The sequence below is a fragment of the Shewanella jiangmenensis genome (assembly GCF_018596335.1).
Lineage (GTDB): Bacteria > Pseudomonadota > Gammaproteobacteria > Enterobacterales > Shewanellaceae > Shewanella > Shewanella jiangmenensis.
On record NZ_JAHEPS010000003.1, the window covers coordinates 174,252 to 186,480 of the forward strand.

The window sequence follows — 12,229 nt, forward strand, 5'->3', positions numbered from 1 at the left end:
AAGGCTTACTCGCCGGTCAGAAGTTGCGACTTTCCCCATCTTTTGGGATCCACACTTTTGGTAGCAACTCTTTGTCAGCCAAAGCATTAGTTAGGTCTTGTCTGGTGACGGGGCAATGGTTAAGTGCTTCGAGGTGATTGGCATATACCTTACCTGGTGACAGAGAGATAAATTCCATGACTTCTGCTGTTGGCATCAATAAGGGTTGTCCAACATCCATCTGTGCTTGGCCGCATGCCACGACACAGATCTCGGGTTTGAACCGGTTGAGAGCATGGCGAACCTCCTCAGTAAACACTGTATCGCCGCTGATGTAGATGCTGGGCTCACCCGGGAGTTGCAGGAAAAATCCGCAACCATTGGCCATCACTTTGTGGATCCAGCCATGGCCATGCTGTGCTGGCACCGCCGTTAATTGACCGCCGGCAAACTCTATCTGTTGCCAGGGCGTAGCACCTGTAGTGACATTAATGCCGTATTTTTCCAAATAAGCCTTATCCTTCGCCGGGGTTGCGACTGGAATATTGCGTCGACGCAGGAACTTTTCACCTGCATCATCCAAATGGTCTCTGTGTTGCAGGGGCTTGAAACCAAAAGTTTGGCTATGAGTTATTAAGCAGTGAGTCACTCGATTAAGTAGCGTTTCAGCATTCGGGGGCAGTTCTACAATCGGGTTACGTTTTACTTTGAAGCGGCTGAACGAGAACGGTGGTAACGAGCCTTTGGCACCTAGCATGGGGTCTACCAGAATCCATTTATCTCCTGACTCAATAATGAATGAGGCACTGCGCAGGTGATGGATGTTCATTGACTGTTTGCTCCGAGGGAATGTGAGATTCTGGTATTTTGCCCAAGTTAAAGGAGCTGATATAGTCGCCTGAAGGCTTTATATCGCTCAAATTAGGCCAATTTTGAATGTGCGCTAATTGACGAAGGTGTGTGGAAGTGATGGCTACATCTCATTCTGAACAAAACTCTTGTTTAAACCCTCGGGGCGCTCCCATTAAGGTGGCACTGATTGTCTACAATGGGATCAGCGCTTTTCATCTAGCAGTACCTTGCATGGTATTTCAGGACATGTTTGTCGACAAGCCAGCGCCTTTTGACCTGCAAATGGTTGCATTGGAGGACGGAGAGATCCGCAGTTCTTCTGGCTTTACCATCAGCTTCGCTAATCTCACGACTCGATCTTCAGCGCAGCTAATTCTTGACGCTGATTTGGTGATAGTGCCGGGGTGGCCGGATGACCTGCCAACGCCACCATATTGGCTTTTGGAAGTACTGAAACAGGCGTATCAACGAGGGGCAAAATTGGCAGGTTTTTGTTTGGGGGCCTTTGTAATTGCTGCCGCCGGGATTTTAGATGGAAGCCGTGCGACCACACACTGGGCTTATGCGGATCAACTTAGGCAACAGTTCCCTGATGTTGTTGTCGACCCCAAGCCGCTGTTTATCGAATCAGAGGGGATAATGACATCCGCTGGTATCGCAGCATCTCTGGACTGTTGTTTACATTTGGTGCGGCTCTTTTTGGGAAGTAGTCTGGCTACTGAACTGGCCCGCGTATTGGTAACTGCGCCGTTCCGTTCAGGTGGTCAACAGCAGTATATTCCCACACCCAAAATTGATATTGCCAATTTCAAAGTCAGTTTTGGCTGGGTACTTGAAGATATCAGCCAGCATTTGAACTTAGAGGTGAATGTTGATCTTGTTGCTGCCAGATGTGCCATGAGCCGCCGTACGTTTACCCGTCAGTTTAAGGCTACCTTTGGTTGCACCTTTGGTGATTGGCTTTTGAATCAGCGACTTAAATACAGTCAGCAAATATTGGAAACCAGCGATGCTTCTATTGGTCACATCGCCGCGCAAGCCGGGTTTGGATCTGAGAGTGTTTTTCGAAAACACTTTAAACGTGCTTTCAACGTTACTCCAAAGCAATGGCGTTCGAGTTTTTCATCCCGGGTGACGAATTAAGGTTTTTCAAGCTCCGGTTTAGGGAAGCTGCGAACAAGTCCTCACATAGCTCTGGCTTTGATAGCGACCACAGTTTAAGGTCTTGAACAGCTGAATTTACCGTCACTTAACCCATGTAGGGCGTGGTTGACGACGGCATCTGCTGCGTGACAGTGTTAGCGGGGCGTTGCTGCCAGCAGTGCCTTAACCTTAAGGTAGTAGTATCACGCAGAACAAGCACGGGACTCATTTGCACTATCCATAGCACCTTTGGGGTAAGACAGTATCAAGGTGAACCCATGCAGGCTTAAACACTCGGACGATTAATGTACCATCGAGAGGTTTCTGAGGTTTTTTGGGTAGAAGCGATGGAGAGCAAAGCGGCTAATCACAGCTAAGCGATAGAGTATCCGTCCTCCTCAATGGTATGCCTTGGTTTGCGTCTGGGGCATCTGAAGGTGATTAAAGCTATTGGCTGGGCTCGTTTCCGCTTTGGGAGGCTGCTGCTTCATGGTATCTTTCGTTTTAAAATTCATATCATCAAGCCGCTTTTATCACCATGTCTCAGCCCAAGTTTGTTCACCTGCGCGTCCACTCTGACTTCTCCATGACCGATGGTCTGGCGAAGGTCAAACCCATTCTCGGCAAGGCCGATGCATTGGGGATGGCGGCGATTGCGCTGACGGATCAGAACAACCTCTGCGGCCTGGTGAAGTTTTACAGCACCTGCCATGACAAGGGCATCAAACCCATCATCGGCAGTGATTTCTGGATGCTGGTGCCGGGGTTTGAGGACGAGTTCTGTGCCGTAACCGTGATAGCCATGGACAACGAGGGTTATCAGAACCTGACCCAGCTTATCAGTCAGGCCTATTTGCGGGGCCAGGTGCAGGGCAGGGTGGCTATCGATCAGGAATGGCTGCTGACCTACAACAAGGGCATTTTGCTGCTGTCGGGTGCCAAAGAAGGCGATCTGGGTAAGGCGCTGCTGAAGGGCAATGCCGCACAGGCCGCGAGCCTGACCGAGTTTTATCAAACCCACTTCCCCGACCGCTATTTTGTTGAGCTTATCCGCACCGGCCGTGCCGATGAAGAAACCTATCTGCACATGGCGGTAAAGCATGCCGCCGAGACTGGGTTGCCGGTGGTGGCCACCAATCAGGTGGTGTTTCTGACCCCGGAAGATTTCGACGCCCACGAAATCCGGGTGGCTATTCACGATGGTTTTACCCTCGCCGATAGTCGCCGCCCGAAAAAATACAGCCCGCAGCAATACCTGCGCTCCATCGATGAGATGTGTGAGCTGTTTTCCGACATCCCCGAGGCGCTGGAAAACAGCGTCGAAATTGCCAAGCGCTGTAACGTCACTGTGCGCCTTGGCGAGTACTTTCTGCCAAACTTCCCCACCGGCGATATGTCGATTGAAGACTTTCTGGTGCATGTCTCCCGGGTGGGGCTTGAAGAGCGGCTCGAGTTTTTGTTCCCGGACCCTGAGGTGAGAGCCGAGCGGCGCAAAGAGTACGATGAGCGCCTCGATATCGAGCTTAAAGTAATCAACCAGATGGGCTTCCCCGGTTACTTCCTCATCGTGATGGAATTTATCCAGTGGGGTAAGGATAACGGCATTCCGGTTGGTCCCGGGCGGGGCTCGGGCGCGGGCTCTTTGGTGGCCTATGCGCTGAAAATTACCGACCTTGATCCACTGGAATTCGACCTGCTGTTCGAGCGCTTTTTGAACCCTGAGCGGGTATCTATGCCCGACTTCGACGTCGACTTCTGTATGGACAGGCGCGATGAGGTAATTGAGCACGTAGCCGAGCTTTACGGCCGCGAGGCGGTATCGCAAATCATTACCTTCGGTACCATGGCCGCCAAGGCGGTGGTGCGCGACGTGGGCCGGGTACTCGGCCACTCCTACGGCTTTGTTGACCGCATCTCCAAGATGATCCCGCCCGAGCCCGGCATGACCCTCGAAAAAGCCTTTGAGGTCGAGCCAGGGCTTCAGGAAGCTTACGATGCCGATGAGGAAGTGAAAGACCTTATCGACATGGCGCGAAAGCTTGAGGGCGTGACCCGTAACGCCGGTAAGCACGCGGGTGGCGTGGTCATTGCGCCCACAAAAATCACCGACTTTTCGCCGCTTTACTGCGACGCCGAGGGCAAAAACCCGGTTACCCAGTTTGATAAGAACGATGTCGAATACGCGGGGCTGGTGAAGTTCGACTTCCTCGGTCTTCGAACGCTTACCATCATCGACTGGGCGCTGGGGATGATTAACCCGAGGCTTGCCAAATTGGGCAAACCGCCGGTGGACATTGCCGCCATTCCGCTGGTGGACTCAAAATCCTTCGCCATGCTCAAGCGCTACGAAACCACGGCGGTGTTCCAGCTTGAATCGCGCGGCATGAAGGACCTTATCAAGCGCCTGCAGCCTGACTGTTTCGAAGACATGATCGCACTGGTGGCGCTGTTTCGCCCCGGGCCGCTGCAGTCGGGCATGGTGGATAACTTTATCGACCGTAAGCACGGCCGCGAGGAGATTTCCTACCCCGACGCCACCTGGCAGCACGAGTGCCTGAAACCCATTCTGGAGCCCACCTACGGCATCATCCTGTATCAGGAACAGGTGATGCAGATTGCCCAGACACTCTCCGGCTATACCCTCGGCGGCGCCGACATGCTGCGCCGCGCCATGGGTAAGAAAAAGCCGGAAGAGATGGCCAAGCAGCGGGCCGTGTTCCAAAAGGGCGCCGAAGATAACAACGTCGATGGCGAGCTCGCCATGAAGATCTTCGACCTGGTGGAAAAGTTCGCCGGTTACGGCTTTAACAAGTCGCACTCGGCCGCCTACGCGCTGGTGTCGTACCAGACTTTGTGGCTCAAGGCTCACTATCCGTCAGAGTTTATGGCGGCGGTAATGTCGGCGGATATGGACAACACCGACAAAATCGTGACCCTTGTCGATGAGTGCGAACGCATGGGGCTTAAAATCATCCCGCCGGATGTGAACAAGGGCCTGTTTAAGTTCACCGTGGATGACGATCTCAACATCGTCTACGGCATCGGTGCCATCAAGGGCGTGGGCGAGGGGCCGGTGGAGGCCATTCTCGAGGCCCGTAAAGATGGCCCCTTTAAAGACCTGTTCGATTTCTGTGCCCGTATTGACCTGAAAAAGCTCAATAAACGGGTGATTGAGCGGCTGATTTGCGCAGGCGCGCTCGACAGCCTCGGGCCGCACCGCGCCTCCATGATGGCTACTCTGCCGGAAGCCATGCAGGCAGCGGATCAGCATGCCAAGGCGCAGGCCATAGGTCAGCACGATATGTTTGGCCTGCTGAACGACCATCAGCAAGACGAAAAGCAGCAGTTTGTGGAGTGCATGCCTTGGCCGGACAAGATTTGGCTTGAAGGTGAGCGCGAAACCCTGGGGCTGTATCTTACCGGTCACCCCATCAATCAGTACCTTAAAGAGCTGAGAAACTACACCGCCGGCAGGCTTAAGGATATTCATCCCACCGAGCGCGGTAAAACCGTGAAAGCAGCGGGGCTGGTGGTGGCAAGCCGGGTGATGCTTACCAAGCGCGGCTCCAAGATGGGCCTGCTCACCCTGGATGACAAGAGCGCCCGCCTCGAGGTGATGCTGTTTACCGAGGCCTTTGAAAAGTTTGGCCATCTCTTGGAAAAAGACCGGATCCTCATTTGCGAAGGGGAAGTGAGTTTTGATGACTTCTCCGGCGGCAACCGCATGACGGCGCGCAATATTATCGATATCAGCGAGGCGCGCAGCCACTTTGCCAAGGCGTTGGCGGTGGATTTGGAGTCGTCCAAGGCCAGCGAGGAGCTGCTGGGTAAGTTTCTGGAAACCCTCGGCCCCTGGAAAGGGGGCGCCGTGCCGCTGGTGGTGAATTTCAGCCGCGATGATGCCAGCGGCAAGCTGCAGCTTGGTGATGCGTGGCGGGTGAATCCATCCGATGAGCTGGTACTGGCACTGCAAACCCTGATTGGGCCTGACAAGGTCAGGGTCGAATTCTGATGCAGAATTCCCTCGCCGCCGCCCTGTTCGATGCGCTTGGCGCGCTGCCAACCGGTGTGGTGCCTGCGCGTCTGGTGCTGGGGTATAGCGGCGGGCTCGACTCGGAGTTACTGGCCTGTGCGCTCGCTGAATTTGCACGCAGTAAAGCGGCAACTCCTTATGCCAGCTCCCAATGTTTGCTGGTGCATGTGCATCACGGCTTAAGTCAACACGCCGATGAATGGGCTCGCCACTGTGAAGCGCGCGCCGCCCACTATGGTTTGCCCCTGGTGGTTGAGCGGGTAGAGGTAAAGCGTGGCCCGCGATTAAGTCTTGAGGCCGAAGCAAGGAATGCCCGCTACCGCGCGCTGTTATCCCATCTGGCCGCAGGGGATGTGCTGCTTACCGCCCACCATGAAGACGATCAGCTTGAAACCGTGCTGCTGGCGTTAAGTCGCGGCCTTGGCCCCAAGGGACTTGCGGCCATGGGGCTGTGTCAGCCGCTGCAGCTTAGCTCAGCCCATCAAACGGATGAGCGCGGTTCGGATGACGGCGATTTGGATGAAGGCTGTTCGGAAGAAGGCTATTCGCAACAAGGCTATTCGGAAGACAAGGGACGCACGTCCTGTGCCTGGCAGCTGCGGCCCTTTTTAGGTTACTCCCGCGAGCAGCTGGAGCGTGAAGTGCAGGCCTTAGGCCTTTTCCATATCGAGGATGAGAGCAATCAGAATACCGATTTTGACCGTAACTTCCTGCGTCATCACATTATCCCGGCGCTGAAATCCCGCTTTGGCGCTATAGGTGCGACGGCATCGCGCTCGGCAAGGCTGTGCGCCCAAACCCAGGCGCTGCTCGATGAAGAAGCGGCCATCAAGCTTAAGCCGCTTGTCGGCCGCTGCCGGTTATCCGGCGCCGCAATACTCGATTTGAGTGGCTTATTTGCCTATTCACGCCTTTGGCAGGCGCAATTGCTGCGGCTTTTTATGGCGAGCAACGGCTTTGCGCCGCCATCGGAAGTGCAGCTTGATGAGGCGCTGTCGCAGCTTGCCGACGCCAGAGCAGACAGCAGTGTTGTGCTTCGTTTTGGTCAGTCGCTGCTTCGTCGCTATCAGGGCGCACTTTATCTTGAATCGGCTGCCAAAAGCCTTGTGCGGGAAGCCTTTTTGTCTCAAACCAAGCCGTCTCAACCCAAGCCGTTTCAAACCCTGCTGCCTGAATCCAACCAGCCTGAAACTAAGCAGCCTGAAATCAGACTGGCCATTAGTCTTCAAAGCCTTAAGGCCGGGCTCGACTTACCCCTTGGCAAGTTGGTGCTTAACCAAAACTCGGAAAGCCTGTTATCCGAAAGCTCATGCCCCAAGAGTGTATGCCTTGAAAAGCCAGACTCTGAGTGCGTATCGACTGAGCCCCTATGGACATGCGCGCTGAGCCCTGGGGCGCTTAATGGCTGCCTTACTCTGCGCTATGGTGTTTTGGGCAGTGTGCGGCTGCAGCCCGCAAGCCGCGCCCATTCTCGGGAGCTTAAAAAACTGTGGCAGGAATTTAAGGTGCCGCCCTGGCTTAGGTCACTGGTGCCGCTGCTTTACTGCGACGATAAACCGATTGCCGCCATTGGTCTTTGGGTTGAGCGTGACTTTGCCGCAGACTGTGCTTTGCCTGCGACTTTTAGTCTGAGTCTGTCAGTCTGACAGGCTGAGTCTTTCAGGCCGAGCCTTTTAATTTGAGTCTTTCAGACCGAGTCTTTCAGGCCGAGTCTTTCAGACCGAGCCTTTCAGGCCGACCCTGAATATCTGTCGCTAAGCTTTGAACCTGCGGCAGAAAAGAGCTCGCCACTGACGTCAGTTCATAAAAAACGCCCGCAATCGCGGGCGTTTTCTTTCATTTATTCACTGCCTTGTCTTATCTTGTCTTGGAGCAGCCCTTTGGAACGGGCTTGTTGAGCATCAGTCTGGCAAGCGCAGCTTAGCCTTCGGGAAACGCAGCTCAGTCATTGACAACGCGGTAGCAGTTTCTGCCGGCTGCTTTGGCTTGATAAAGGGCGCGGTCGGCGCGCTCGTACAGCATGTCCTGATTGTCGCCGGCCTGAATTTGCGCGGCGCCAAGGCTTGTGTGAATTTTATTGCGGCTGAAAAATCCGCCCCGCGCCAGCTTGCCAAGCACACGCTCACACAGGATAGCTGCCGACTCGATATTGCCACGCACTATGATGACAAATTCATCGCCGCCGATGCGAAAGGCCTGATCTGTGTTACGGATAGCGCCTTTGATCAGCGCGCCGAACTGGCGCAGCACGGCGTCACCAAACTGATGGCCATAGCTGTCGTTCAGCTGCTTAAAGTTATCCAAATCCAGCACTATCAGCGCCAGATTGTCCTGATGCCGGTTGGCGCGGGCCACCGCCTGCTTGATGGATTGGCCATAAAAATGACGGTTTCCAAGGCCGGTGAGCGAGTCAAACATCGCCTGCTCAGACATCTTCTGATAGGAAATCGCGTTGATAAGCGGCTGGATCAACATGGTCTCCAGGGTTTGCAGGGTGCGAATTTGCGTCGGCGACAGCGGCTCTGTCAGACGGTAATCCAGCACTGAGCCCGGAAACTGCTCTGTGGTCAGGTGACGGCGTAAACTCACGCCCATGCGCTTACCCCAACTCAGCGACAAATCGGCAAACTGAGCCTGAATACCTGCAAGCGGCAGGTATTGGCCGAGGGTTTTACCGAAACAGGCAAAGACCGTCCGTGGATCTAAACTTGAATGCAGCTGTTGGATGATGGTAAGCAGCGCTGCCTGATCCGGACCCGGCAGGGCCACATCCGCGTTGCCCATCGGGCTGTAGCGGTAATCTTCAGGATATAACTGCGGTGCGAAACCATAGTCCATAGTGTTTACTCCAACGGTGTAGGACTGATGACAGCTTGAAATAAGCAAAAGCCGTGCCGTTACCGGTGTTAAATAAATTTGTCTTTGTTAGTCATTCAGTTAATCTTTGAAGTGGCCACAGTCGTTTTTCATTCGCCGGAAAATTGACAAGGAAACCCCATGGAACACGGCATCCTGATCAAGGTGTTGCTTATGCTGCTTATCGCCATCGGGGCGATTGCACTGCTGCGCCGTATCGGATTGCCGGCCATTCTTGCGTACCTTCTTACCGGCGTGCTGGCTGGCCCCGGCGGCTTTCACTGGTTTACCCAGCAGCAGATGCATTCGGTGGCCGAGCTTGGGGTGGTGCTGTTGATGTTTACCCTCGGGCTTGAGTTTTCTGTGCCCAAACTCTGGGCCATGCGCCGCACCGTGTTTGGCCTTGGCAGCGCTCAGGTGCTGGTCACCACACTGCTGGTGATGCTTATCGCCATGTCACTTGGGCAAACCGCCGTGCAGGCGCTGGTGATAGGCTCGACCATAGCGCTCTCATCCACCGCCATCGTGCTTAAACTCCTCAATGAACTTGGCTGGCTGCGGCGCCGACACGGCGAGCTGTCGGTGAGCGTGCTCTTGTTTCAGGATCTGGCGGTGGTGCCGCTGCTGATTTTGCTGCCGCTCCTTGGCGAAGCCGATGGCAGCGTCGCCATCAACAGCATTTTATTGGCGCTGCTGAAGGGCGTTATCGCCTTTGTCGCGCTGATGGCCTTTGGCAAATGGGCGCTGCCCAAGGTGTTTGATGAGGTCGCCCGCTCCCGCTCCAATGAGCTGTTTGTACTGTCGGCGTTGGTGGTGGCGCTGCTGACCGGTGCCTTTACCCAGTGGCTTGGGCTTTCTATGGCCCTCGGCGCCTTTATGGCGGGCATGCTTTTGGGTGAAAGTCAGTACCGGCGCCAGCTTGAGGCCGATATCCGTCCGTTTCGTGATTTGTTGATGGGGCTCTTTTTTATCTCCATCGGTATGCTGCTGGATTTTGCCCTGGTGCTTGCCTATTGGTGGCAGATTTTACTGCTGCTGATTGCGGTGGTGGTGGGCAAGGCGCTGGTGGTCCATGGCCTGTTAAAGCTGGTGGGGGAGCCGTTTCGGATCTCCTGCGTCTCGGCGCTGACTTTGGCGCAGGTGGGCGAGTTTTCCTTTGTGGTGCTTGCCCTTGCGGTGAATTACCAGCTGCTGGATAAGGAAGTCAGCACCATGCTGGTGATGGTGGCGGTGCTCTCTATGGCTATAGCGCCTACTCTGGTGCGCCACGCGGTGGATATCAGCAAGCTGATTTTGGGGCTAAAACCCGCCGCCACTCAGCCGCTTAACGCGCCTAAGGTGGAAGAGGATACTGAGCTGGTGCTCATTCTCGGTTATGGCCGGGTAGGGCAGACCATAGCGCGCTTTTTAAAGGCTGAAGCCGTGCCCTATCTTGCGCTCGATTTGGATCCCACCCGGGTGCAGGAGGCCAAGCGCGCCGGTCAGCCGGTGTATTTTGGCGATGCCTGTAAACGCAGCATCCTTAAGCAGGCGGGTATTGTCCACGCCAAAATGGTGGTGCTGACCTTTTGTGAGAGCCGCGCGGTGGATGAAGTCATTCATCTTTGCCGCGCGCTGGCGCCGGATGCCAAAATTCTGGTGCGCACCCGGGATGACAGCGAGCTTAAGCTGCTTGAGCAGGCCGGGGCGAGCCAGGTTATTCCTGAAACGCTTGAAGGCAGTTTGATGCTGGTCAGTCAGGTGCTGTTTCAGTGCGGCGTTCCACTTTCCCGGATCTTAAAGCGGCTCGAATTTGAGCGGCGCAATCATTATCAGTATCTGCACGGTTTTTTTTCCGGCACTGAAACTGACTTCACCCTCGAGCTTTTACACGCGGTGGCGCTGCCAAGGGGCGCCAGTGCGGTGGGCAAGACGCTTGAAGACATCCCCTGGAGCAAGCTTAGGGTTGAGCTTCGCGCCATTCGCCGCGGCCGCGAGGAGATAGATAATCCTGACCCCAATTGGACACTCAAAGCCGGTGACGTGCTGATTTTACTGGGCAAGCCCCGGCGGGTTGAAAAGGCCGAGGCGTTTTTGCTGAGCGAATGACGTTGAGTGTTACAGAGCAGCCTTAAGGCTCGCTTCCGGCTGCACTTGCAAACTTATTCCTCGCAGAAAGCTCATGCCTGACGGCAAATAAGCGCACCAGCGCTTAAAGGCTTACGCTGCCATCAACACCGAAAAAGGCTTTGATTTCATCCATCCGATTCATCGCATCCTGATACCCAAGGTCAATCAGGGCGCAGGTATAGGCTTTTTCAAACAGCAGGTACGACACGATACTCGAGTCCGCTTCCTGATTGATGCCGATAAGCCCAAGCAGGGTGCGCACCGCAAAGGGCATTTCCTGATAGTAGCGCCTCGCGATTTGCGCCAGGTCTTCGCTCGGCTTAATCACCAGGGTGGTAATGGGCTTGAGGTTTAAGCGGTCACGGCTCTCCTGGGGAATAAGCTTTAGGGTGTTGTTGATGCGCTCAAGCCTTTCAAGGTCACTGTTGAGAGTGTCAGAAAAGATGGTATCCAGCAGGTGGCCTGCAATGGTTGCGGTTTTCGGGTGATGCTCCAGCTCGCGGGTATCCTGCTTGTGGGGACTGTCGAGGTTAATGACCAGAATACGTTCGGCCCCCAGATGGATTGGGCTTGCCAGCGGCGCCAGTTGGTGCACCGAGCCATCGCCGTAATAATGCTGCCTGAGCTTTATCGACGGAAACACCATGGGAATGGCCGAGCTTGCCAGCAGGTGCTCGGTATTAAGCCGGGTGCGTTCACCGCTTCGCCGCGCCCGCTGCCAGTTTTCAATGTCGCGGGCGGCCTGAAAAAAGGTGACTGAGCGGGAATTGTTGTAGCAGGAGGTATCGACCGAAATCGCGGTGAGCGAGCCTGCCTTGATATTGCGATCGATGCGGCCAAAATCGATAAGCTCGTTGAGGAGCTTCCTGAGCGGCTCGTTATCCAGCAGGCTGCCGGCATCTGAGTTAACCAGATCGTGCTGCATGCCCTTAAGTGCCATGCGTCCCAGGTGCTTCATCACACCGCCCACTGAACTGGTGTACACCTTGGACGTCTCGAAGTGGCGCCAGACCCATTCGAGTTTGCGCACGCCCAAATGAAAACAGGAGGCGTGGGTGGCAATGGAGGTGCCGTTAATGGCGCCAGCCGAGGTGCCACAGACTATCCGAAACGGAATGCCGTGATTGCGGGGATATAACTGGACTATGGCTTTGAGCACCCCGACCTGATAGGCCGCCCGGGCGCCACCACCGCCCAGTACCAGTGCGGTCGATGTCGGCAAATCCTGCTCCAATTTCTTGAAAGTTAACTTATTCC

General features: G+C 55.0%; 7 protein-coding genes. 4 read left to right on the forward strand and 3 right to left on the reverse strand.

From position 1 onward, the window contains the following. Nucleotides 1-16: 16 nt before the first annotated feature. A complete protein-coding gene (locus tag KJI95_RS09620) occupies nucleotides 17-808 on the reverse strand; it encodes an MBL fold metallo-hydrolase (protein ID WP_214506979.1) in 792 nt (263 codons plus the stop codon). Between the two features lie 200 nt (nucleotides 809-1,008). Between KJI95_RS09620 and KJI95_RS09625 the strand changes: the two genes are divergently transcribed. From KJI95_RS09625 to tilS, 3 genes are all read left to right on the forward strand, one after another. Beyond that, the gene (locus KJI95_RS09625) at nucleotides 1,009-1,974 is read left to right on the forward strand and encodes a GlxA family transcriptional regulator (protein WP_349356722.1); all 966 of its coding nucleotides are present in this window, start codon (nucleotides 1,009-1,011) and stop codon (nucleotides 1,972-1,974) included. A 538-nt stretch (nucleotides 1,975-2,512) separates the two neighbouring features. Then, the gene (gene dnaE, locus KJI95_RS09630; protein ID WP_214506981.1) at nucleotides 2,513-5,986 is read left to right on the forward strand and encodes a DNA polymerase III subunit alpha; all 3,474 of its coding nucleotides are present in this window, start codon (nucleotides 2,513-2,515) and stop codon (nucleotides 5,984-5,986) included. Then, complete coding sequence (gene tilS / locus KJI95_RS09635; RefSeq protein ID WP_214506982.1) at nucleotides 5,986-7,653, forward strand: tRNA lysidine(34) synthetase TilS; 1,668 nt, start codon at nucleotides 5,986-5,988, stop codon at nucleotides 7,651-7,653. Before dnaE ends, tilS begins: the two co-directional genes overlap by 1 nt. Before the next feature lie 295 nt (nucleotides 7,654-7,948). Here the strand turns inward: tilS and dgcS are convergent, their stop codons facing one another. Beyond that, entirely contained in the window at nucleotides 7,949-8,845 is an 897-nt protein-coding gene (gene dgcS, locus KJI95_RS09640; protein WP_214506983.1) for a diguanylate cyclase DgcS, read from the reverse strand. A gap of 159 nt (nucleotides 8,846-9,004) precedes the next feature. Here dgcS and KJI95_RS09645 point away from each other — a divergent pair, with 159 nt between their 5' ends. After that, complete coding sequence (locus tag KJI95_RS09645) at nucleotides 9,005-10,951, forward strand: monovalent cation:proton antiporter family protein (RefSeq protein ID WP_214506984.1); 1,947 nt, start codon at nucleotides 9,005-9,007, stop codon at nucleotides 10,949-10,951. Nucleotides 10,952-11,054: 103 nt separating this feature from the next. Here the strand turns inward: KJI95_RS09645 and KJI95_RS09650 are convergent, their stop codons facing one another. Next, a complete protein-coding gene (locus tag KJI95_RS09650; protein WP_214506985.1) occupies nucleotides 11,055-12,194 on the reverse strand; it encodes a patatin-like phospholipase family protein in 1,140 nt (379 codons plus the stop codon). Nucleotides 12,195-12,229: the final 35 nt, after the last annotated feature.

Coding starts and splice junctions, on each gene's coding strand:
- tilS (WP_214506982.1), top strand. CDS start 5,986: ATGCAGAATTCCCTCGCCGCCGCCCTGTTCGATGCGCTTGGCGCGCTG.
- KJI95_RS09645 (WP_214506984.1), top strand. CDS start 9,005: ATGGAACACGGCATCCTGATCAAGGTGTTGCTTATGCTGCTTATCGCC.
- dnaE (WP_214506981.1), top strand. CDS start 2,513: ATGTCTCAGCCCAAGTTTGTTCACCTGCGCGTCCACTCTGACTTCTCC.
- dgcS (WP_214506983.1), bottom strand. CDS start 8,845: ATGGACTATGGTTTCGCACCGCAGTTATATCCTGAAGATTACCGCTAC.
- KJI95_RS09620 (WP_214506979.1), bottom strand. CDS start 808: ATGAACATCCATCACCTGCGCAGTGCCTCATTCATTATTGAGTCAGGA.